The 23,609-nt window shown below is 44.1% G+C and carries 22 protein-coding genes and 2 tRNA genes; 16 read left to right on the top strand and 8 right to left on the bottom strand.

Annotation, left to right across the window (positions count from 1 at the left end; translation table 11 throughout):
- Positions 1-41: 41 nt before the first annotated feature.
- Positions 42-458, top strand: a complete 417-nt coding sequence (locus OU421_RS12660) for a secondary thiamine-phosphate synthase enzyme YjbQ (protein WP_268186468.1) — start codon at positions 42-44, stop codon at positions 456-458.
- Positions 459-528: 70 nt separating this feature from the next.
- Here OU421_RS12660 and OU421_RS12655 read toward each other — a convergent pair whose 3' ends face one another.
- Positions 529-792: a UPF0147 family protein gene (locus OU421_RS12655; protein ID WP_268186466.1), complete on the bottom strand. Its 264-nt coding sequence runs from the start codon at positions 790-792 to the stop codon at positions 529-531.
- 69 nt (positions 793-861) lie between these two features.
- Between OU421_RS12655 and OU421_RS12650 the strand changes: the two genes are divergently transcribed.
- Positions 862-1,230, top strand: coding sequence for an autoantigen p27 domain-containing protein (locus OU421_RS12650; protein WP_268186465.1), 369 nt, complete (start codon positions 862-864; stop codon positions 1,228-1,230).
- A 7-nt stretch (positions 1,231-1,237) separates the two neighbouring features.
- Here OU421_RS12650 and OU421_RS12645 read toward each other — a convergent pair whose 3' ends face one another.
- Together OU421_RS12645 and glyS are read right to left on the bottom strand one after the other, a co-directional pair.
- Positions 1,238-3,493 (bottom strand): DEAD/DEAH box helicase, encoded by a 2,256-nt coding sequence (locus tag OU421_RS12645; RefSeq protein ID WP_268186464.1) that lies wholly within the window; start codon positions 3,491-3,493, stop codon positions 1,238-1,240.
- A complete protein-coding gene (gene glyS, locus OU421_RS12640; protein ID WP_268186463.1) occupies positions 3,490-5,217 on the bottom strand; it encodes a glycine--tRNA ligase in 1,728 nt (575 codons plus the stop codon). The genes OU421_RS12645 and glyS overlap by 4 nt, the downstream gene beginning before the upstream one ends.
- A 136-nt stretch (positions 5,218-5,353) precedes the next feature.
- Here glyS and OU421_RS12635 point away from each other — a divergent pair, with 136 nt between their 5' ends.
- The 6 genes from OU421_RS12635 (at position 5,354) to OU421_RS12610 (ending at position 9,720) form a co-directional block, all read left to right on the top strand.
- On the top strand, positions 5,354-5,989 hold the full coding sequence (locus OU421_RS12635; protein WP_407659767.1) for a response regulator receiver protein: 636 nt from the start codon (positions 5,354-5,356) through the stop codon (positions 5,987-5,989).
- Between the two features lie 50 nt (positions 5,990-6,039).
- Entirely contained in the window at positions 6,040-6,696 is a 657-nt protein-coding gene (locus tag OU421_RS12630) for a metal-dependent hydrolase (protein ID WP_268186462.1), read from the top strand.
- A 130-nt stretch (positions 6,697-6,826) separates the two neighbouring features.
- Complete coding sequence (locus OU421_RS12625) at positions 6,827-7,957, top strand: tyrosine-type recombinase/integrase (protein ID WP_268186461.1); 1,131 nt, start codon at positions 6,827-6,829, stop codon at positions 7,955-7,957.
- 254 nt (positions 7,958-8,211) lie between these two features.
- Positions 8,212-8,397 carry a hypothetical protein gene (locus tag OU421_RS12620; protein WP_268186460.1) on the top strand — a complete coding sequence of 62 codons (186 nt, stop codon included), beginning with the start codon at positions 8,212-8,214 and terminating at the stop codon, positions 8,395-8,397.
- Positions 8,394-9,470 (top strand): rolling circle replication-associated protein, encoded by a 1,077-nt coding sequence (locus tag OU421_RS12615; protein WP_268186458.1) that lies wholly within the window; start codon positions 8,394-8,396, stop codon positions 9,468-9,470. Before OU421_RS12620 ends, OU421_RS12615 begins: the two co-directional genes overlap by 4 nt.
- Positions 9,471-9,525: 55 nt before the next feature.
- Positions 9,526-9,720 (top strand): hypothetical protein, encoded by a 195-nt coding sequence (locus OU421_RS12610; RefSeq protein WP_268186457.1) that lies wholly within the window; start codon positions 9,526-9,528, stop codon positions 9,718-9,720.
- Positions 9,721-9,792: 72 nt separating this feature from the next.
- On the opposite strand, the gene OU421_RS12605 is transcribed toward OU421_RS12610, so the two are convergent.
- Positions 9,793-10,662 (bottom strand): AbiJ-NTD4 domain-containing protein, encoded by an 870-nt coding sequence (locus tag OU421_RS12605; protein WP_268186456.1) that lies wholly within the window; start codon positions 10,660-10,662, stop codon positions 9,793-9,795.
- A gap of 120 nt (positions 10,663-10,782) precedes the next feature.
- Here OU421_RS12605 and OU421_RS12600 point away from each other — a divergent pair, with 120 nt between their 5' ends.
- Entirely contained in the window at positions 10,783-11,235 is a 453-nt protein-coding gene (locus OU421_RS12600) for a hypothetical protein (protein ID WP_268186455.1), read from the top strand.
- A 64-nt stretch (positions 11,236-11,299) separates the two neighbouring features.
- On the opposite strand, the gene OU421_RS12595 is transcribed toward OU421_RS12600, so the two are convergent.
- Positions 11,300-12,490: a bifunctional 5,6,7,8-tetrahydromethanopterin hydro-lyase/3-hexulose-6-phosphate synthase gene (locus OU421_RS12595; protein WP_268186453.1), complete on the bottom strand. Its 1,191-nt coding sequence runs from the start codon at positions 12,488-12,490 to the stop codon at positions 11,300-11,302.
- A 58-nt stretch (positions 12,491-12,548) separates the two neighbouring features.
- Positions 12,549-12,716 (bottom strand) — tRNA-Trp (locus tag OU421_RS12590).
- A gap of 95 nt (positions 12,717-12,811) precedes the next feature.
- On the opposite strand from OU421_RS12590, the gene OU421_RS12585 reads away from it, so the two are divergent.
- Together OU421_RS12585 and OU421_RS12580 are read left to right on the top strand one after the other, a co-directional pair.
- Complete coding sequence (locus tag OU421_RS12585) at positions 12,812-14,512, top strand: AMP-binding protein (RefSeq protein ID WP_268186452.1); 1,701 nt, start codon at positions 12,812-12,814, stop codon at positions 14,510-14,512.
- Positions 14,513-15,080: 568 nt separating this feature from the next.
- Entirely contained in the window at positions 15,081-16,169 is a 1,089-nt protein-coding gene (locus OU421_RS12580; protein WP_268186451.1) for an adenine nucleotide alpha hydrolase family protein, read from the top strand.
- A gap of 143 nt (positions 16,170-16,312) precedes the next feature.
- Here the strand turns inward: OU421_RS12580 and OU421_RS12575 are convergent, their stop codons facing one another.
- Positions 16,313-17,635 (bottom strand): amidohydrolase, encoded by a 1,323-nt coding sequence (locus tag OU421_RS12575; RefSeq protein WP_268186450.1) that lies wholly within the window; start codon positions 17,633-17,635, stop codon positions 16,313-16,315.
- A 4-nt stretch (positions 17,636-17,639) separates the two neighbouring features.
- Complete coding sequence (locus tag OU421_RS12570) at positions 17,640-18,311, bottom strand: MTAP family purine nucleoside phosphorylase (RefSeq protein WP_268186449.1); 672 nt, start codon at positions 18,309-18,311, stop codon at positions 17,640-17,642.
- A gap of 140 nt (positions 18,312-18,451) precedes the next feature.
- Here OU421_RS12570 and OU421_RS12565 point away from each other — a divergent pair, with 140 nt between their 5' ends.
- From OU421_RS12565 to OU421_RS12545, 5 genes are all read left to right on the top strand, one after another.
- A complete protein-coding gene (locus OU421_RS12565) occupies positions 18,452-19,585 on the top strand; it encodes a nicotinate phosphoribosyltransferase (RefSeq protein WP_268186448.1) in 1,134 nt (377 codons plus the stop codon).
- Positions 19,586-19,623: 38 nt separating this feature from the next.
- A tRNA-Ala gene (locus tag OU421_RS12560) sits at positions 19,624-19,695 on the top strand.
- A gap of 1,101 nt (positions 19,696-20,796) precedes the next feature.
- Positions 20,797-21,426 (top strand): DUF47 domain-containing protein, encoded by a 630-nt coding sequence (locus OU421_RS12555; RefSeq protein WP_268186447.1) that lies wholly within the window; start codon positions 20,797-20,799, stop codon positions 21,424-21,426.
- A 9-nt stretch (positions 21,427-21,435) separates the two neighbouring features.
- The gene (locus tag OU421_RS12550; RefSeq protein WP_268186446.1) at positions 21,436-22,617 is read left to right on the top strand and encodes an inorganic phosphate transporter; all 1,182 of its coding nucleotides are present in this window, start codon (positions 21,436-21,438) and stop codon (positions 22,615-22,617) included.
- A 566-nt stretch (positions 22,618-23,183) separates the two neighbouring features.
- Complete coding sequence (locus OU421_RS12545; RefSeq protein ID WP_268186444.1) at positions 23,184-23,429, top strand: AbrB/MazE/SpoVT family DNA-binding domain-containing protein; 246 nt, start codon at positions 23,184-23,186, stop codon at positions 23,427-23,429.
- The last annotated feature ends 180 nt before the right edge of the window (positions 23,430-23,609 follow it).

Below are 23,609 nucleotides of genomic sequence, written 5' to 3'. Positions count from 1 at the left end.
AAATTACGTATTACAGGAGCTCTCATGTGCATACGGTGGATATGTACCAGGAAGATCTTGTATGCCGTACAAATGGTGAAGGTGATATCCTGAACCTGTCTGAAGATATTTTACAGGTAATTCAGAGATCAGGTATTTCTGATGGGATTATTTCTCTTTATGTGTACGGGTCAACTGCTGCTTTGACAACAATTGAGTATGAACCCGGCGTGCTTAGCGATCTGCTGGATTCCCTGAAAATTGTTGCTTCACGTGAAAAGGAGTATGCCCACGACCGAGCATGGGGAGATGGAAACGGACGCTCACATGTTCGTGCGTCCCTTATTGGTCCTTCATTGGTGATCCCTGTTTCTCATGGTGCATTGAGGACCGGGAGATGGCAGCAGCCGGTATTGGTTGAACTTGATATACGGGATTCGCGAGAACGGACGATTGTATGTACCGTTAGCGGCACCTAAACGTAATATTGGCAGAAAAGAACGAATCACTGCAATTGCGGTTGTGTGCAAAAAATAAAATGAATTATTTTCAGTCCAGGGGGATTGTCTCTAACTGGGAGACCAGTTCCCATATCCGTGTGCGGGCGTGAACTGGCATATTCGGATCATTGCTGATTTCATCAATCATGGATATCGCGGTTGCAGCACGCAACCCCAGTGTCTGGGATTCATCCATGAGCACTTTACGGGTATCATCTGCCACTCTTCTGATGTTGCGGGGAATTGTACTATCTTCCATCATATGTTGCAGCATCATTACACAGTTATTTATTGTTACTTCTGGGTCAGCCATTATTCCACCTTCGCAGTATACATTTTTTGTATTAGCATATATAAGATATTTGAGAAACCGGAGTGAGAAATGAAAACTGAAGATGAAGTTATGGCATCAGTTCTGCTGACCGGTGGGAAGATGCTTTCTGTGACATGTGAAGACTGTGGAGCGCCATTGTTTGAGGTAGAAGGGAAACAATGCTGTGTGGTTTGTAAGGAATTAGGTAAACCTGACGATTCTGAAGAAATTAAGCAGAATTTGCCGGTAAAATCTATTGTTGAAACACGTCCTGTTCAGGGGCAGGAGACAACAGTACATGAATCCGTGATGCAAAATCTGGAGCTGGCAATATGTGCCCTCTGTAAAAAGGCAATAGAGGCGTCCCGGTCTGAAGATGCCAAATTGTATATGGATGCGGTGCGCGCGGGAACAGAAGCTCTTCGGGTACTAAAATAAGGATTTTTCAGTATTTTTTTGTGGAAAGGTTGGTTATCACTCCCGATATTTTTTGTCCGATTCCATCGACTGCTCTGAGCTCTTCCTCTGATGCTTTGATCACTGCGGAGAGTGAGCCAAAGTGTTTGAGTAGACTACGGGCCTGGTGCGGGCCGATTCCGGGAAATGATGAGAGAATATATTCCAGCTGCTCATGTTCAGAACGGTATGACTTATGATGGTGGAGTGATGGTCGTCCGGATGTTTCTCCCAGTTCCCGGTTCATAAGAACGTAGAGCATTTCAGCTGTCTCTTCGGGATTTGTGACCATAAAAACGGAGACACCAAGCTGGATACTGATCGCTGCGAGTGCACCGCGAATGGCGTTTGGTGCAATGTTTCTCTGTGCGTAAAGGTCTGTTCCTTCAATGATCAGTACAGGATGTTCGCATGAATCGGCAATCTGTCTGATCTGTCCGAGGAGGTCACGTTCGACAAGTGTGTCAACAAAGTCCCGTGTGGTTTTTCTTTCAACAAGCATCTGGTTTCCAATGGCATAATCCCCGGATTCAAGGCGTCTGATTTCAAGACCGATGCCGTTTTTCTTATGGAGGCATTCCACTACAGCAGAGGATGTTTCACGGTCATCGGCGATGATTATTTTGTCAGGTTCGCAATCAAAATCACTGATGCTCATCTGGTGTTTGGTTTCTTCCGGGTTTGCAGCGTTCTGAGAGGGATTTTTTTTCAGTGACGAGATGCCTTTTTGCATGGATTTTTCGCGGGAATAGCTAATCCAGCGGTACGTTTCATCTGCGGTACCTTTGGTGACAAGAACAATGATGGAACCTGCACCATGTCTGCCTGTTCTCCCTTTTCGTTGTATGCTACGGATTTCTGATGGGACGGTCTCATAGAAAATTACGAGATCGGTCGATGGTACATCCAGTCCTTCTTCACCAACTGATGTCGCAACAAGGACTTTAAATGTCCCTTCACGGAATTGAGCAAGGGTTGCCAGTTGCTCTTTTTGTGAAAGTCCTTTTTCGGTATCACGGGTTGCCTGGCCTACAAATCGGTGACTTTCAATACCAGCACTCGTGAGTTTTTTTACGATAAGGTTAACCGTGTCTCGAAATGTTGCAAAGATAATTATTCTGCTGTCCGGAAATTCTGACAACTGTTTTTGGACAATTTTTGTGATATATTCCGGCTTTTGAAGTAATTCTTCCTGCCATCCCTTTGCCTGAGCGGCCAATTCCTGGATTCGTGCGTCCTGTGATAGGCGAATACTTGCTTTGGAAGCCTTTGGTTCTGTCGCCTCGATCTGAAGTTTGAAGAGATATTGTTTGAAAGCCTCACTTCCCTGCGTTTCTGCAAGAGAGATTGCGTGGCGAAGTTTCATAATCTCTGCATGAATGGATGCTGCAACAAACCCGGATGAATCCTGTTTCTTTATGCGGGCCTGCATCTGTGCGGATATGCCGTTCATTGCCTTCATCGATAATTTATCGGGAGATGGGACCGTAAATCCAAGGCCTGAAAGTATTGAGAGGCGGGACGCAACTAACTGGTTTAAAATTTTTATTGCATTCTCCAGTTCTTTTGGTTGTGGGACTGTAAGATAGCTGATTTCCCGTTCGTGTATATAGGGCGCAACATCAGAATCTGTTTCTGTACGGCTTTCAACTCTCCCCACCATCAGGTTTTCACAGATCTCCTGAACTTTTTGGCGGGTACTCCCGGGTGAGGCGGTCATCGCAAGAAGCAGAGGGTTTTTTGCCTGTCTGAAGTATTCCTGTGCGATGAATACATACGCATAATTTCCCACCGCACGGTGACATTCATCCACAATTAAGAGGGTGACATCATTGAGACTGTATCTGCCGGCAAGACAGTCGTTTTTTATGACCTGGGGGGTCGCAAAAATGCATGTGGCGGTTTCCCACTGTTCAACCCGTTTTTTGTTGGGTGTTTCTCCCGTGAACATGGTAAAGGTATCAGAAGCCGGTTCTGACTCTTCAGTTTCACCAATCTGCAGGTATGTTGAAAAGAACCGATAATGCTGCTCGACGAGTGGTTTTGTCGGAGCCATCATGAGAACCTTGCCACCTGCATTCAGCAGTCTTGAAGCCGTTGCAATAAGTGCGATTGCTGTCTTTCCGAGCCCGGTAGGCAGGACGACCATTGAATTCTCCTGGAGGACTGACGCTGCGATTGACAGCTGATAATCACGTGTTTCAATGGATTCCGGTTTTATAAAAGGATGGGATAGGTAATTCATATTATCCTGCCCGCTTCTGAGAACGGCAGGGTTCCACGAATCAGGCTGGTGAGTGTTTCTGGCACTTCTATGATTGGAAGACGGACCTGCTGCATACTGTCTCTTTCACGCAGGGTGACGGTATTGTCTTCGAGTGAATCATAATCGACGGTTATTTCGTATGGAGTGCCGATTTCATCCTGCCGCCGGTATCTTCTCCCAATTGCTCCGTTATCGTCGTATTGGGCGAGAATGCCATGTTTCTGAAGACTGGATGTGATGTCCAGTGCGATGGTGTCAAGCCCGTCTTTGTTCATCAACGGAAATACTGCGGCCTGTACCGGTGCAACGCCTGGGTTCAGATGGAGGACTTTTCTGATTTCCCCCTCCACGTTTTCTTCTTCATATGCGTGTTCAAGTGTACAGTAGAGAATTCGATCAATTCCATATGAAGGTTCGACTACGTGCGGCATGACTTCTTCACCGCGGACTTCAACAGTCTCTTCACGGATTTTATACAGGTCTGCCGGGATAAAGAGTTCTTCTCCGTCAACGCTAACGGTCGCACCGTCAGGGCCGGGTGTGGATTCTTTCAGCGCATCTGCGACTGCCTTTGCTTTTCCACGGTATAGGGGTCCAAGTGCACCCATGTCCGGCACGATTGTCCTGCGGTTTTCCTGCCTGACTTCATCATATGGAATAAATACGGTAAAGCTGTCTCCGCTTTCCTTTGCATGGGCTTTCAGGTCATAATCCGTACGGTCGGCAATGCCAACTGCCTCTACCCAGCCAAATCGTTCCGAAAAGATTTCCGCATCCCAGCAGTCCAGCGCATAATGCGCACATTCTGTTGGCAGGTGCTGCCTGAAACGAAGTTTATTTGCATTGATCCCGGTCTTTGTCAAAAATTCATGCGTAAGAGCAATGTAATAGGCTACATATTCATTTGCAACGAGGCCGGAGTCAACCGCTTCACGCATTGAGACGGTGATGGGTTGGATGTCCTGCATCTGCTGTGTCTGTCCCCATAGGGGAATGGAATAGTCTGCGTACCTGCTGAAGTCGGGATGGTCCTTATGGTCCGGGTGAATAAAGATCTCAGCTTCTGCCTGAGTAAATTCACGAAGTCGGATCATTCCCTGTCGCGGAGATATTTCATTCCGGTAGGATTTGCCTACCTGGACTGCACCAAATGGCAATTTTTCCCGGTAAAATCGTGACAGACGGTTGAAATCAGTAAATATTCCCTGTGCTGTTTCCGGGCGGAGGTATCCTGTTCGCTGTGATCCAGGGCCTATGGTGGTCTGAAACATCAGGTTAAAATAGAATACATCAGCATTTTCAATAGTTTCATCACATGAGGGGCATGGAAGGCCGTTAATAATCTCTGCAAGCGCTTCAGGGCTTAACGAATCGGCATTCACTGTGCCGTGCTCTTCAGCGATATGATCTGCCCGGTGGTACTCGCGGCAGGAAGGACATTGCCACATCTTGTCTGCAAATCCTTTTACATGGCCTGATGCAACGTAAATCGATTCAACACCCACAGTAGGTGCTTCGATTTCGTAATATCCTTCCCGGATGATATAGAATTCACGCCAGAGATTTTCGATTTTACGTTTTAACATTGCCCCGAGAGGACCATAATCAATAAATCCGGCTACTGCTCCGTAACACTCTGAAGAGGGCCATACAAAGCCACGCCTTCGTGCAAGTTCCATTACATTATCGTAGATATCGCCCATTCTGGATCACTGCTTTCCTCTATATTCTACGCGTGATTATAAAACATATTTTAACGAGCGTTACATTTTCGATTGCATGGAAGAAAAGTCTTATAATGTATCATACACATTATAAAGCAGATTCCGGAGATTGTGTATGCGGGAAAGCAAGAGTAAGAAAAAGGTGAGGATGAACCAGAGAAAAAAGGAACTCCTTACCCTTTTCACAGACATTACCAACAAGACAACCATTGTTGAACCGATGAGAAAGATCCATGGAACACTCCGTGACAAGGAAGCCATTGAACGTGAAGTCGCATTGATTATGCGGGAGATTCTGGACCAGGGGCATTTCAAAACAAAACTCCCCCCCCGACAACTTGCTCAGCTTGTGTGTGCATATTATGACGGGAAGAATGATACAGAAATTGCCCGCGTGCTTGGAGATGAGAAGCTCTCTAAAACAGTTGCGCGTGCTCGTGTTCGGTTGAAGCTGTTTCGGGAACTCGATTTCAAGATGCCCTTTGAACGTGCCCGTATGGAGGAACTACTTGATTCAGGAAAGACGATGAAGGAAATTAGTGAAGAACTTGGAATTAGTCCTTCAACGTTGCGTGAGTATCGTCATGTCATTGAGCAGGAGCGTGATCCAACTCTGGACCCATATCTTGAACGAATTCGGGATGTTATGGAGGATCGTGACCTTACTGAGTCTATGACCGGTGGACTGGCAAATGACGGGCTTGCAGAAGCAATTGATATAACAGAAGCTGAATTGGCTGATATCAGCTAACCAATTTTTATCTTAAATCTTTAGTATAAGTTCAGAATAATCACTATGCCATGAAGATTACATGGTTGGGTCATTCATGCTTTCTCTTGGAAGGTTCGAAAAGAGTCATCATTGATCCTTTCATTCCTGAAGGGAGCGTTCCCAGGGATGTTGATATTGTTGCCGTTACCCACGGGCATGGGGATCATTTTGGGGAGACGCTGTCCTTTTCGGCACCTGTCGTTGCAATCAATGAGATTGCACGATGGCTGCAGGATCAGGAGAAGGATGCAGTGGGAATGAATATCGGAGGGACTGTAGAAGTTGAAGGTGTGCGGTTTACGATGACACCCGCGCTTCATTCATCCTGGCTTGAGGCCGCAGGGCAACACGGGTTTTATGGGGGCGTTGCTGCAGGATTTGTGATACGGATGGATGATCATGTCATCTATCATGCCGGTGATACCGGGCTTTTTTCTGATATGAAACTTATTCGTGAGTTATACCATCCGAAAATCGCATTGGTGCCCATTGGCGGAAGGTATACGATGGGCCCTGATGAGGCACTGATGGCGGCGGAATTTATCGGTCCGGATATTGTAATCCCGATGCATTACAATACATTCCCGGTTATTGAACAGGATGTGAACCGGTTTAAGAAGACTCTTGAACGAACAACAGATATCCGTGTGAAGGTGCTCACACCGGGTGAAACAATAGAAATATGATAAGCGGGAATTCCCGCTTTTACATTTTTTTAGATATTCGTTTTAGAAATCAGTCATAATTCTGAAGTAAACTACAAAAGATCCATCATTATGCAGGAGATTATATAATCTACTGCGGCAATCTATCCTCATGGAAAATGCGGATCTCATTGACGAATACCTTAACTGGAAAAATGGGATGGTCAGCATATCTCCAGAGTGGGAAAAGAATACCAAGAATCTCCTTTATCGCTTCACCACATTTTTACCAGCTCCCCCTCTCGAATGCTCCACCGATAATGTGTTACAGGCGTTCAAAGAAATTCGGCAGTCAAAAGAATACAAGCCGAATTACAAGAGACAGATCGTAAGCTCTGCAAAGTCATATGCAAAATGGCTTGGAAAGAAAAATCCGAATATTGACTCATTAGAAATCGACCAGGTCAAGCTCCCCCAAGCGCAATGGAAGACAAAAAAACCTGAAGACATGCTGACAGTCGAAGAAGTCCAGCGTGTTATCCAGGCGGCACGAAACAGCCGTGACAAGGCAATTATCGCAATGCTCTATGATGGAAGCAACCGACCCATAGAAATTCTGAGATTACAATGGAAGGACCTCATAGCAGACAGTCATGGGTATTACTTCATCACTGATGCGAAGACAAGGAAAGAACGGCGGATACGTTTGACCACTGCAAGTATCCCCTATATCGACCAATGGCGTGCAGAACACCCCGACCCCTCACCGGACCAGTATATCTTCTGCAACATCAACGCAACCGAGAAGGGTATCCGTCCGATGACAATTGACAATGTTCAGCGAATGCTCAAGCTCATCAAAAATAAGACTGGCATTCACAAACTGAAGGCCTCAATATTCAGGTCCTCACGGATTACCCATGATGTTGCCTCCGGTGTGGAACTCCCCTATATAATGAAGAAGAACTGGGGAACTCTCACCACCAAGATGATAGATGTCTATACCAACCTCGATGCAAACTACCTGGACGAAGTCGCATTACGCAATGCCGGAATGGAACGCACCTTAGAATTCAAGGAACAGCAGGTCTATCGCCTTGAACCTCCCGTCTGTCCCATCTGTCATAAGGTCAACCTCCTGGGATCAAAATACTGCGCAGAGTGTCGCCACCCTCTTACCAATGATGCCCAGCAGGAAGTGGTAAACACCGGAGACCAGATCCGTCAGCTCCTGGTTGAAAATCCCCAGGCGCAGGCCGTCTTCATGCAACTTCTCAAAGAACTGAATATTCAAAATGTGTAGTCCCCAAAATAATTCCGGGGAAATCTTTTTATTCTCTCTGTGACTATGATGAAATTGGTATTTAGCCTCATTTCAAGTAAGTAATGTAAGTTAAGTTATGGAATGTAAGGTAATGGATAAATCCGTCCAATCAGGGCGGATATTAAGAAAGTAAGTCAGTAATTGTTGTATCTGTTTTAAGAAGGACAAACGGGCGAATACCACCAAAAGAACGGCAGTTGAGGATTATCTCTCGATATGGCTGTTCAGAAGGAATGATCCAAATGGTTAGTGCAGAACTTAACCAGGACAAGCGCTCGTCACAGCCTTACATCATATCCCGCATGGTATTTACCGCCCTCAATCCCTGGGACCAGCTTGCAGCTCGTGCGCTTGAACAATGCGGGATGGTACAGATCGTCGAAGACAGTGAGCAGGATTCGCGGGGGGCGCGGCCGTGAAAGGCGCCACGGCACCCGCTCCGGGTACGGCGGATGCGGATAAGGAGTATGCCCAGGCGCGACCCGGCGAGGCGTCGCGCCGACCCTGCGAAGCAGGGTGGGTCCCCTCCCTTCATCTGGCCTCTGGCCGGTGTCCCCTTGGCTCATATAGACTAACCCACACAGAAGATGAGAAAGGTCCCTCTTTGCTCTCCCTGCACAGACAGGTACAGAGGGATCGCACCCTTCGGAAATACGCACAGATCACCTGGCAGTATGTGACCTATCTCAAGCAAATAGAGAAGGCCTGCTTCATCATCTCAGGTTATGATCTCCAGGAAAACCGGAGTGCAACAGCCGTTGGGCAATATATACACCGGTGGACCGAGGTCTACCGCAAGCGGCAATTAGCCCGACTCTACAAGCTCGATGACTGGTGGAAGGAGAACAAAGGACCCGTGACCATGCTCACCCTCACCACCTACCAGGACGGAGAATACTCCCGGTCCATGAAGGGGGAGGCAGTATCCATCGAGGAAAGTTTTGAGATCCTCAGGGACGGATGGGACAAGCTCTCGAAGATCCTCAGAAAATACCTCCCCGAAGTCCCGTATATCTGGGTGGTCGAACCGCACAAGACCGGATACCCTCACCGGCACGTTATCCTCTTTACCGAGGTCCCGCCGGATCTCCAGGACAAGATCAAGCGTCTCTGGGCGGAGAAATACTGCGCAGGGTCACTGGATCACGGTGTGGATTTCACGACCCGGACGCCGGACGAGGACATCGAATGCCTCCGCAACTACCTGATGAAATACATCGCAAAGGGATTCATCTCAACGGGGTCAAAATTCACCGAAACACCCTGGACCAAAGAAGAGCTGGTGTATAACGCCATCATCTGGAAAAAGAAGTGCAGAACCTTCCAGCCCTCACGGGCATTACAGACCGTCATGAAGAAGGAAAAGAAGGAGAACGATGCAGTCTGGTGGTTCCAGGGAGAATCAGAATTTGAAGAACCCGGAACAGATGAACGCGTCAGGTATCTCATGTGGGAGCGGTTCTATATCCCGGACTGGCTCCCATTTAGGTAATTCACTCTCACGGAGCACGCGAAAATATTATAAAAATGAAAAATGGTGATGATATATGGAACCTGTAAAAAAATTTGTAATTGAAGATTCAAAACATGGCTTACTTGAAGGCTTGCTGTGTCCGTATTGCGAAAGCGGAGATACCGTAATTGTTCAGGATACGCGGGATAAAACAATATTCAGGTGCATGAAATGTGGGCATCTCTCATATTCAACAGATGGACTAGTAATTGAAAATAGGATGGATTGAATCGAAGAAACGGCTCATGACGAATTTAAAATCCGGGATGATTGTCACCCGTTTGGATAAAATACAATATAATTATTTTATTTTGATCCCTGCTTTGTCTGCCTTAACCCGTAACAAGTTGGTAAAGGCAGAACAGGTAACTAACATAAATCGTGCATCTTCCTGGTAAATTTCTTCAGGGTAAATTTCTTCAGAATTCATCTTACCATGCCGAATTCCACCAAATACAGAAGCCCAGCCAAATAAATTACTAAAAGCCTGTTTTTCTGCACCATGGAATGTAATTTTACCACTTTTCTCAATTTCCTTTAATGCGGCCCCCAGAGTTACATTAGGATCATCTAAGATTTTTCTGCACATTGATTCTACGGCACTAATTGATTCTTTAATTGAATTAGGATAGTCAGGCTTGTTCTTATCCGATAGATGTTGCAATGCAGTATTTAGATGTTCAGATATTTCGTTATTGGACGTAAGTGCATTTTCGATGGCGCTAATTTCTTGTTCATTGGTAAGGTAGGTAACTTGTCCTCCAACTATTCTAAACCCTGAAAATTCTTCAGTTAAAATTTTATTTGCGCATTCAGTAAAACCCTTGGAATATGGCTTAAATCCATGTTTTATGCAAAATTCAATCAAATCATAGATTTCAAATCTTTTGGTATCATTTAAGTAATAATTGCGAATTGCTAAATGTGCCTTTTTTCCTTCCCTTGGTAAACTGTCAAGAGGTAATTTTAAAAGACGGTCGTAAATTAATCTACAGAGAATAAAGTGGTTTTTATTCTGTAGTTCACCATATATATCTGGATAGTATATGTCTTTAAAATAAGAACGATTCAAACAGGACCAAAGTCTGTTTTTGAGTCCTTGAGAAACAGAATCTGTTTGAAAAGAATCAGGGTATTTAGTAATTCCATTCCTGTATGAGAATAGATCCATATAACAGGATTGGATAATTTAATGATATTACTTTCGAAATTTCAATAGTTTATTTTTGAATAAATCAATAATTATATATATTTGTAATTGATGTAGTTATTATTGAGGGATTTAGGAAGTATGGTTGATGAAAATTCAAATTATCTGTATATTGAGGATTGGAAAGTAACCAAAGACAGAATAAGGCATTTTGATGATATAATTTTGAAAATTCGACTTGAAGGAATTCCAATAGCACTAGCGTTATTCTCTATCGGATATTATTTAATTCCGATATTACAAATAAATGAAGTACCAGTATTTGGAAATGCTGCTTGTATTCCGTTTTTCGCAGTTTCATTCTATATTATTGGATTGATGGGCATGGATTTTGTTCACTTTGTGCTATTATTAGGTTCCGTGGATCATTCAAAATGGATTGAAAATTTGCCTCAATTTAAGGGAAAATTGCAAATTACTACGAAATTAACGAATATAAAATTGACTTGGTTCCATTTAATATATGCAATGATATTTTATGCTTCAATATTAGGTGTGTCAGTTTTTGTGGGCTTTCATTATTTGTTGATGTAGTTGTTAAGATATAATAATTGCATTAGCATTTATCTCAAAAAAAAGAAATATACATAATGACAGATTAAAAATCAGTCATAATTCTGAACTGATCAATCTCTGTGCTGTTGAGTTCTTCGAGGAACTGTTCAGCTGCATTCTTGATGTTCTTGCTCGCGGTGATAGCACGGCCCACAACAAGGATGTCTGCACCGGATTTCAGCGCTGTTTTCACAACGTGCTGACGGATGCCGCCAGCGGTTGCAACGAGTAGGTTTCCACCGGCTGCTTCCTTGATTGCTGCGATGTTGCCCCAGTTGTATTCACTACCTTCGTCGTCGATTGCACGGTGCAGTTCAACGATACTTGGGGCTGCGCCACGTGATGCCAGATCTTCAATGAGTGCGACAGGATCTGTGACATTGAGCATGTCAATAACGGAGTAGATGCCGGTCTTCTTGGCTTCGAGGATAAACTTCTCGATTGTTGAGACGGGTGCAAGACCGGAAACAACAACTGCGTCAGCTGATGCGTTAGCTGCCATCCGTGCTTCAAGGTTGCCGGTATCAAGGGTCTTGAGGTCGGCAATGATGAATGCGTCCGGGCGGATTTTGCGGATCTCAGAGATCACGTTAAGTCCGAACTGTTTGATAAGCGGTGTGCCTGCTTCAATGAGCACATGGTCGTTTTTCGGCACTTCGGTCAGGACACGTTCGACAGACTTCATGTCAACAAGGTCCATGGCTACCTGGAGGTATGGAGGGTCCCAGAGGCGGTGAACTTTGAATCCCATGACTGCGTGTCCTGCACGGTCCTTCTCTTTCATGAGAACTTCTTTGCTGGGGAACTGTGCAAATGCACGCTCAATGGCCTGCTTCGTCGCGCCGTAGTTGTAGCGGTAAATCCGGTTATAGTCCGCTGCATCGGGGTGCAGGTAGACACTTGCGAGAATGACGATATCGTCAATGTCAGCGTCATCGAAAACACCTTCTTCAACACTGTCTGCAACAGCCTTCGCAACAGCAGCCTGAACCGCGCCAAAAATCGCGTTAACCTGCGAACCCTTTTTCAGAGTTACTTTTGGTATAATAAGTGTTGCTGGTTTTGTAAGCAGATTGGGGCGGACGACAGCTAAAAGGGGCGTATGTCCCGCAGATAACTGTGACATCCCATTGGCAAATGCTGTACCAACCGGTCCGTTTTTATCTCCGATCATAAGATCGATATGGGCAAGTTCGGTGCCTTCGCCCTCGAGTGATTCTCCTATTAAGTACATGAGTATCTCCTAATCCAGTATCTATTTGACACAGGCTATTAAAAAAGCTCTCAAAAAGTGGGGTCGGTGAGATTTGAACTCACGATCGACGGGTCTCTCCGACATGCGTGAGCACGACTCGCATCAGTGCTCCAACGGGTCATCATCAGTTGTTCAGGAGACCCATTGTTCATCATACGCAAAGACCGCTGGAGCCCGTCGCCATGCCGGACTAGGCCACGACCCCGTGCAGAATTGCATAACAACATCGATGGCCTGTATAATAAGAATTGTGATTGGAATCGCGATTCATAAGTAGGCTGAGAAATAGATATTAGTACAATGATTCAGGACAGCTACTCCAGTGGCATCTCTAATGTCCCTCTGATGGGGATGACAATTGGGGATATGCTTGACTCAATAGCCGAAAAATATCCGGAAAATGAGGCAATAGTCTCAGTTGAACAGAATATTCGCTGGACATATGCAGAGTTTAAAGAGCGTGCGGAACGTCTTGGCCGCAGTCTGATGGCAATTGGGGTTAAAAAAGGAGACCGCGTCGCGATCTGGGCAATGAATTATGCCGAATGGATTCTTGTGCAGTTTGCTACCGCCAAGATCGGCGCGATTATGGTCAATATCAATCCGGCGTACCGCACATTTGAACTGGAGTATGCCCTGAAACAGGCTGAAGTTCATACGCTGATTCTTCAGGGACGCTTCAAGACATCTGATTATGTCGGCATGTTCTACGAGGCATGCCCGGAGGCGATTGAGAACAGACCGGGAAAGATCTCAAGTGAAAAGTTCCCGTTCCTCCGGAATGTGGTGTTCATGGGTGATATTCCCTATAATGGCATGTTCACCTGGGATGAGATTCTGGAAAAGGGGAGAAATATCAGTCCTGAAGAACTCCGTGAGCGTACGGAGTCTCTCTCATTCGATGATCCCATCAATATTCAGTATACCTCAGGTACGACGGGATATCCGAAGGGAGTGGTGCTGACTCACCATAGTGTGCTGAATAACGGGTTTACCATCGGAGAAGGCATGGCGTTTACCGAGAATGACCGCCTCTGTATCCCTGTGCCGTTCTATCACTGTTTTGGGATGGTGCTCTCGAACATGGCCTGCGTCACCCATGGTACGACGATGGTGCTGCCGTCTGCCGCATTTGACGCTGAAACGGTGCTGAAAACGGTGCAGGACGAGAAGTGCACGGCACTGCACGGCGTTCCCACAATGTTTATAGCAGAACTCAAGCACCCGAATTTTACCAAATATAAATATGATACGCTCAGGACCGGGATCATGGCGGGTTCCCCCTGTCCGACAGAGTATATGAAGGCCATATCAGAAAAGATGAACATGACCGATGTCGTCATTGTCTATGGTCAGACGGAGACGTCTCCCGGGGTGACCATGACGACGACAGAGGACCCGATTGAACGGCGTGTGTCGACCGTCGGGAAGGCATTCCCGCATGTGGAGCTAAAACTCGTTGATCCGCAGACGCAGAAGATTGTTCCGCGTGGCATGACGGGTGAGATCTGTGCGCGTGGGTATGTGGTGATGAAGTGTTACTACAACAATCCCAGTGCGACACGTTCAACGATTGATGCGGACCGCTGGAACCATACCGGTGATCTGGGTGTCATGGATGAAGAGGGGTATGTGCGTATTGTCGGCAGGATCAAGGAGATGGTAATCCGTGGCGGCGAAAATATCTATCCGCGTGAGATTGAGGAATTCTTCCACACGAATCCAAAGATTGAGGATGTGTATATCATCGGAGTCCCGGATGAGAAGTACGGGGAAGAGCTGATGGCATGGGTTAAACTGCACGAAGGGTTTGAGATGACAGAAGAGGAAGTTAAGGCATACTGTGACGGCCGGATTGCACGGTATAAGACTCCTCGCTATGTGAAGTTTGTATCAGGCTTCCCCGCGACAGTCACCGGGAAAATTCGAAAGGGTGAGATGCGTGAGATCTCTATTCGTGAACTTGGTCTTGAAGATGAGGCGCGGATTGAGACTGCATAAATTTTTTATTTTAATGTCGAATTTTTGTCTGTAGATTTGTGTGGATTTCTATGAATTCGTACATAAATGATATTGAGAATGTCTGTTCGTAACAGTGAAAATATCAAATTTATTGGCAGATGTTATTTGAGTCGATTTTCGGCCGGAAATAAAGGCGTCCCATCTATTATTGTGCATTTGTACATCCGTAATGCTCGAAACTGGAATTATTTTCCGTACTGAAATATTTCGAATTATTACCAAAATCATAATGATATTTTGGGTGTTGTGTTGTTCACACTCAGATATCTAAATGGATCTGTCATGTATTCCTGGTGTGTTTGTGCGGAAATGTCTGCATATCTATTGGAATATTATGGGTATTATTATGGAATTCATTCTGAATCCCCTAAGGATTATGCGGAAAATATTTATCTTTTTGTCTGTGGCATATGCGGTGGGATTCGAATGATATGATTTGATGATGTAAATTGATCCTTTAGTGATAGTATTTTCGGTATTTTGCCAATAATTTTATATTCTACTAAATAGGTTATAGCGGATGTTACTGGTTTGGGGGAGGCCACATATGATAAGGTGTTCTAATTGTCTTTTACCTGAAACGAATCCGAATATTTCATTTGATAGTGAAGGGATTTGTAATTATTGTCACAATCACAAAAAGATTGAATATTTGGGGGAAGAAAAATTAAAAGAATTATTGGCAAATTATCGAGGGAAAGGGAAGCCATATGACTGTGTTATTGGGTTAAGTGGAGGAAGGGACAGTTCTTTTACCTTATTAAAAATGGTAAAAGATTATGATATGAAGGTTCTTGCCGTAAATTATGAGAACCCTTTCACTGATAAGCAGGCGAAAGAAAATATAGATAATGCAATAGATATATTGGGCGTTGATATTGTACGATTCAAATTAAGCAACCAAGTACATGAAAAAACATTTAAAAATAATTTTTTAACCTGGTTCAAAAAACCAGATCCTGCGTTAATTCCTATCGTTTGTGTTGGGTGTAAGGTTTTTTACAAATATATTCTTCAATCTGCCAGAAAGTATGATGTTCCATGTATAATAACGGGAGGAAATCCTTTGGAAAATACCGAATTTAAGAATGAATTGTTGAATATAACTGATGATAAGTTAGAGAATCAGTTTATGAAATGTATTTCTGGTGTTTTGACAAAATCTGCTTCAAATTTGGGTTATTACCATCCACAATGCATTCATCCTATGATAGTTGGGTATCTATTTGGTCACCCTCATGCTATTGGTTCAAGAATATATGGAAAAAATATATCCCGAATTGATATGTTTTCCTATATTGAATGGAATGAGGAAGAAGTATTATCGAGAATCCGTTCGGAGATTAATTGGAAGCATCCAGAAAAATTGAATTCAACCTGGCGGTTTGATTGTAAGGTTGCACATCTTAAAGATTTGATGTATTTATATACACTGAAGATGACTGAACGTGATGATTTGTATTCTCAAATGATTCGTGAAGGACTAATTTCTCGTGATGATGGTCTAAAATGGCTGGAAAATGAAAATAAAATATACTTCGATGAAATTGAGGAGATCTTTGATATGGTTGGTATCAGCGATAAATCAATTATAACCCAAATGGCAGAAAATGTCGAATCGTATTTTAATACATAACATATTTTAGATCAAATGGCTGGTTTCATGATTTCTATGCATTTGTGTGATTTACCTGATCGATGAAATGCCGGGGCAGAATAATAATTTCTATGTTTTTGTATGCAGCAAAAAGGATAATGGGTATTTCATGGATTGGATATTTATTGTGGATTATTTGCACGCTCAACCAGTTGTGACGCGATTTCCTGAGCTTTTCCAAGAATCTCTGCCTCTCCGGGGATAGTTTTATCGGACATCAATATTCTGCCGTCACAGATGACCGTATCAACCGCTCCGCCACTGCAGGAATACACGATGTTTGAGACACAGTTGTGCATAGGAACCATCGAAGGTGTTGCAGTGTCAATAAGCACAATGTCAGCGGGAAGCCCTTCCTGAATAGTCCCGGTTGATACGCCCAAAGCTTTTGCACCGTTTGATGTAGCCATTGAGAATGCTTCATCTGCCGGAAGCAGGGTGTCGCTGTTCCAGAAAAATTTCTGAAGCAGTGCTGCGAATTTCATCTCTTCGAACATGTCCAGATTGTTGTTAGAAGAACATCCGTCTGTCCCGAGGGTGATATTTACTCCTGCGTCCTTGAGCGCCTGATACGGGAGTGCTCTCTTTACCGCCAGTTTCATATTTGAGGACGGATTGTGTGAAACACTCACATTCCGGCTGCCAAGCAGTCTGCACTCATCATCGTCAAGCCAGCAGCAATGCGCCGCAAGTGTGTGCTCTGAGAGACATCCGCATGAATCAAGGAAGGCAGCTGGACGCATTCCATGTTTTTCTATGCAGCCTTCAACTTCACCTTCTGTTTCACTGAGGTGAATGTGGAGCATGATATCCTCTGTTTCCGAAAATTCAGCGCACCACTCAAGGCCTTCACGCGATACAGTATATGGTGCGTGTGGGCCGACGGCAGCCTTTAGGCGTGGGTTTTGAAGAGACTTGATATGGCTGACGAGGTCTTTGGTTGCGGCGATCTCATTCTCGCGTTTTTCCGGGCTGTCAAAATCGATAAACCCATGACAGAATGTTGCGCGGATTCCTGATTCATCTACGGCACGTGCTGCATCTTTCATGAAGAAGTACATGTCATTGAACGAAGTGGTACCGGAACGAATCATCTCAAGGGATGCAAGTTTTGTTCCCCAGTAGACGTCTTCTCCGGTCAGATGCGCTTCAAGCGGCCAGATCTTCTCTGATAGCCACTCCTGAAGGTGCATATCGTCTGCATATCCGCGCAGAAGGCTCATTGCTGCATGGGTGTGGGTATTTACGAGCCCCGGGATTGCAACCATGCCGGAGGCATCGATGATGCATTCTGCCTCGCTGCGGAATTCCTTCCCGATATCTGTGCCAACAGACCGGATAATGCCGGATTCATCAATATAGATGTTTTGCTTTTTTCCATCGATAAGTGCATTTTGAATGAATTTTGTTCTGTTTTGTTCGTAACTATCGGTATTTTCTGTCATATTCTCATCCTATCCTGGTAATTATTCGTTCAAGTATCATTTCTGTCTTTTTTGTGTTTGCCCGTGCAAAATTGAGAATCTGTTCATATGAAAGTTCATCTTCGCCAATTCCATGGGCATAGTTATCCACCATGCATATCGCGGAAAATGCGATATCCAGTTCATTACAGAGCGTGGCCTCTGATGCGATGGTCATTCCAACGAGGTCACCGATTTCCGAAAGGGCTCTGACTTCTGCTTTTGTCTCAATTCTGGGGCCACCCGTCTGCACATATGTGCCACCAATCTCTGATTCCGGGATACAGGAAGATATTTCTCTACTGAGTCCGGCATCTATTGCTGGCATTATATGTTCCTGTGTATGGTTGTGGATTGTTGGCACTGGTGCCATACTTAAATAATCATCCGGGATGATTATCGAGCCCGGCCGGATCGATTTATTCAGGGAACCAACTGAACCGAATGCCACTGCTCTATCCACTCCGGCGATGGCAAGAGCGGAAATGCAGGCAGGGAAATTAATCTGGTGGGGGGGCATTTCGTGCTGATGTCTTAAGAGGAGGGCGATATCCCCCAGATATAGTTCTGCCGTTCCATAGGGGGTAGCAATTTCTGTTTTTTTCAGGTCAGGTAATTCAGCAAAAAGAAGACTGGTACCACCAATTATTCCTAGCATTTTTATTTGCTCCGTGATGCCTTGAAAGAAATAGGATGTCAGGCATTCTCTGTTTTACTATCTGTATGATTCAGTCATAAACGCAACGGTATGCCAGAGAGTATCATATTCATATTAAATGATATCCAATCTCACTGGTTATGACGAGCAGGTTTGGCATTGTCAGTGATTCAGAGATTGGGTCTGGTAAATGTACAGATGTTTATTTTATCCACACTGATGAAGTCCTGCGTGGGAAAGGGTGTAATCCTTTCGTAACCATGGAAATAACAGCTTCATCGCTTCCTGATGAGTGGGGTGTTGTCTGTGGTATTGAGGATGTCCTTTCTCTTCTGGAAGGTCTGCCGCTGGATGTATCTGCAATGCAGGAGGGTACAATATTTTATCCTGGAGAACCTGTTCTCAGAATATCAGGAAAATATCTTGATTTTTGTACATATGAGACTGCAATACTTGGTTTTCTCTGTCATGCGTCAGGTGTTGCGAGTGCATCAGCGCATCTCACCCTTATTGCGGGGGAAAAACCCCTGTATTCATTCGGTTCACGAAGACAGCATCCCGCAATTGCCGCTATGATTGAACGGGCGGCGTGGGTTGGTGGTGTTGCCGGTGTAAGTAATACCTGTGCACCGACAGGAATACCACTTGCGGGGACAATGCCGCATGCGCTCATTATGTGTCTGGGATCTGCAGAGGATGCATGGAATGCATTTGACCACTATGCACCACAGAATATTCCCCGGATATATCTCTGTGATACCTTCTGTGACGAGAAATGTGAGGCACTTGCGGCAGCCAGAGCGGGCGCACAGGCAGTACGGCTGGATACGCCCCGTTCACGCAGGGGGGATATGCGGGCCATTCTTGAGGAAGTCAGGTGGGAATTGGATCTTCATGGATTTACTGATGTTAAAATATTCCTAAGTGGAGGGGTGACGAAATCAGATATTGTTGCGTATGGTGATATTGTGGATGCATTTGGCGTTGGTGGCTCAATTGCGAACGCCCCGGTGATTGATTATTCCATGGATATTGTAGAACGGGATGAGGAATCTGTTTCAAAGCGGGGCAAAAAAGGCGGAGTGAAACAAGTCTACCTGAAAGAAGGGGGAGAGAGGATGTTACTTCCGGAGTCGTCCGGGAAATTATCCGGGGGGACGGCGCTTATCGTGCCCATGCTGAAGGATGGGAACCGTGTAACTCAAGATAAACTTAATGAAGCCAGGGCCCGTCTTCAGCAATTTCTTGTCCTTCAGACAAGGAAGAATAAATAATCATTTTATCCTATGAATACGAAGTTAATATGCACAGTGGGCCGATAGATCAGGGGAAGATCGCTACCTTGGCATGGTAGAGGCCGCGGGTTCAATTCCCGCTCGGTCCATCTGAATTTAGGTACGCCTTGCGTATTGTTGTCATTTTGAATTTTTTGAAGGTGATGTCTGACTGATGCTATGGTTTTTCATTCCATCAGATATTTCTATTCTCAAATTATGATTCAGTGCATGGAATGATTCGGAAAAACACAGATCACCTTTTTTACCGAATATACAGAACTGGTCTTGTGAAAATCCCATGAGATTGGGAAAAAATGATATGTGGTCGGTGTAAATTCGCATGCCCCGGCAAAATGGCGATTTCATTTCTGCTGCTGTATTGGCTGTTCAAATCTTCTGTTTCTCAAATCACCGGGATATAGTTTCCTTTTCAGGGCGATAGTCACTGGACAGATTATTTTTAGCTTCAGCAGGGTGTGATGAAAAAATTCGGTTTATTTGGCGAAAATCTGATGTTTTGTTAAGGAAAGCTTAAATATGCCCTGAAATGGGCTACCCCTTTGGAAAACAGATCCACACAGAAGCCTTGTGTGGGCCAATCTCAACGGGAGACAATCAATACGTCTTCTCAAATAATCTGTCAATAGCAACCGCTTAATAGTCCGCAATAATCTGTATTTTTGGCAAATAAATGCCATTATGTCCGTATATTTTATTGAAAAAAATTGGGCGGAAAATACGTCCATTTTGTCACCCGATTCATCTAAAATGGGTTCATAGCAGGGTGAATAAGGTGTACAAACACTCGAAGAAGGTCCGGGTCCCGTTTCTCTCATTTATACTGCCTGTCTGCACAATTCTGCATGTTTTCTTCTGATTCTGCTCTCCACGGGATGCCAGGACATTTTTCAGATTTTTCCTCCAAAATGTAGTATGGAAAATATTCTGAGTTTTCACTTTCATACTGAGGTTATAACCGGTTTTTTCAATTGAAAAGAATTGACTTAACTTGGTTATTTCAACGTCAATTGACTGTTCTGGACATATTGATTTCCAAAACAAAAAATTTCAGATAAAATGATGAATGGCAGCCCGTATTTTTGTTTATTCCTTAATAATATGGTAATATCAACGATTCATCCAATCGTTTTCTCGCCTCTTTCCAAAGACTTTTACGGGTTCCGGTGAATTAATTTGCAGGTATCTGCATGGGGATGAAAGACTGGATTATTCCACAGGACAAACAATTTTTTGACCTTTTAGAGGAATCAGCTGAAAATGTAAGAGATGGAGCTGAATTTCTCGTTTATACGGTTGAAAATTTTGAGGACCTGAAGAACAAATGTCATAAAATGAAGGCTATTGAGCATAAAGGGGATGAAATAACTCACAAGATCTACCAGCTGCTTAATACAACATTTATCACACCAATTGAGCCGGATGAAATATCACGCCTTGCTTCATCCCTGGATGACATTCTGGACTATATCGATGGAGCAACGCGCATGATGTACCTCTATGGCATCCCTGAGACTGACCGATTTATGGTTGAATTATCGAAACTGATTTTGGTTTCGGCTGAAGAGCTTCTACACGCGGTCAAAGGAATACGGGATTTGAAACATCCAAATGGAATTGAGGAACGATGCATTGAAATCAACCGCCTTGAAAATCTGGGTGATGATCTTCTGGGTGAGGCAATTCAGGAAATATTCCGGTGTCCTGACGCTATTAGTCTGATAAAGTACAAAGATATTTATGAAAAGCTGGAAAGTGCAACTGACCGATGTGAAAATGCTGCAAATGTCCTGAGTGATATTGCTATTCGCCATTCCTGAAGATAAATTATGGATACTCTGATAATAGGACTGGGAATTTTTCTGGCGCTGGCATTTAATTTTGCAAATGGGCTGAATGATGCAGCAAATTCAATTGCAACGATCATTGCAACAAAGTCCTTGTCCCCGGTTAAAGCAGTGGCACTGGCCACGTTCTTCAATCTTCTGGGACCTCTCATCTTTACAACAGCAATTGCGGCAACTATTGGTAAAGGAATTGTTGACTCCGGATTTCTGACGACTCATATTCTTCTTGCAGCTATGTTTGGTGCTGTTATCTGGGTATTTACCACATCAATGCTGGGAATTCCCGTATCAAGTTCACATGCACTTATAGGAGGTCTTCTTGGAGCGGGTATTGCGGGTGCCGGTGTTGGTGCGATACTCTGGCCGGACTGGGATCTCGTGAAAACTGTTGTTTTCGCAATGGTTGCCGGTGGACTCTTTAGTATGTTCCTTTATATTGCAATAGCAGTTCTGCGCAAGGGTGACTGGAAGGGCAAAGCACCTTTGGCCTTTCTGGTGGGCGTCACAATCATTATTCCGGCACTCATCATTGGTGGCTATTTAAAGGTTTCAGGCATTCTTGCGGTTGTAATATTTATTGTAATATCGCCGATGCTTGGTCTGATTTCTTCCTTCCTGTTGGGTGTCATTATTATGCATTTGGGCAGGAAGGAGAATCCCTCCCGTCTCAACAATATGTTCAGGCCCCTCACGATTGCCGCCGGTTCATTCCAGGCGATTGGGCATGGTGCAAATGATGCTCAGAATGCTATGGGTATTATTACTGCTATGCTTGTTGCCGGAGGAATTCTCACTGAGTTTTCTGTACCTCTCTGGGTAATTCTGGCATCATGTGGTGCAATTTCAATGGGTACTCTTCTTGGTGGGTGGAGAGTAGTTGATAAAATGGCCAATAAAATAACAAAAATTCGGCCATATCAGGGTTTTTCCGCTTCCATGGCAGGCGGTGCCGTTCTTTCCCTGATGACATCCCTGGGTGTGCCCGTTTCAACGACGCATGCGATGAGTGGTGCAATCATGGGGGCAGGTGCAACACGTGGTTATTCGTCTGCGGTGAGATGGGGCATTGTTCGTGAAATCGTGGTGGCATGGATTATCACTATCCCGGCAACTGCAGTTGTTTCCTGGGTGGTGTATGTCCTTTATGCCGCAACTTTCCTTTAATAGAAGGGAACTTCGATTCTACCATTTTTTGCTATTATAATGACCTGCCTTCTCAAGATTTTTTTGGTACTTTGGTATGTATGGAGTGAATGACCGCATTCATGTGTTGAGACGGTCTGTGAAATGATCTCATCGGGATTTTCTCTCATTGCAAAGGTTTTCCCTTTTATGTTTATTTTGGACTCTTGGGTTTTGGTTTGGTGAGAACGTTTGAGGGGGAGATGAGTGCTGTTATGACTATTTGTTTTAATTGTGCCTTTAAATCCTCAATCCGAAATTCACGTTCAGCGTTCGTCTCAATTTTTTCAGAACGGTGAGATACAGATGAAAGATAATACCCATTGTGATTTATGGATCCGTCAAAACAGATGGGATATCTGTTCCCGATTATGATGCACATTCATTGGAAATTAATGTGTAGAAATATTTTTTGATCAAAATAGTTTACTGTCGCTAAAAATGGTTATGGGGGGAATAGTTACATATATCTTTAAAATATTCATAATGATCTCTCTCATATTAAAATAAAATGTGAGAACGGTATGTTACTATCTTTATTAGGTATTATGCCAACAGGTGAAAGGTGTGGTGTTGATTTGTCATTAATAAATTCTAATGATATCATATGCGTAGAAGAAACTGCAATAACTGTTAGATCTTATCGAAGGAGAACAACCGTTCCATCAAAAATATATAAGTTATTGGAAATAGGGCCCGGCGATTCACTTCGATGGGTTGCCTTGAAGGATGGAACGGTGTATCTTACAAAAATTAAACAAAATAATGAAATAAATGTGCCAGAAACTGAATAAATTATTTCATCCAAAAATTAGGTATACAAAAATCGCAATAAATAACTGCAGAGGTAAAATTTTGCACCATGGTGCGTATGCAAAATATATTGTACATGCTATGTTGGCTCTCCTTTAACCCTTTATATATACACAGATTATCCGGATTTTTTCGTGGTTAATTTAATTATTTTTCATAAA

It is taken from the genome of Methanogenium organophilum (assembly GCF_026684035.1).
Classification (GTDB): domain Archaea; phylum Halobacteriota; class Methanomicrobia; order Methanomicrobiales; family Methanomicrobiaceae; genus Methanogenium; species Methanogenium organophilum.
This window is presented reverse-complemented; position numbering and strand designations above follow the sequence as displayed.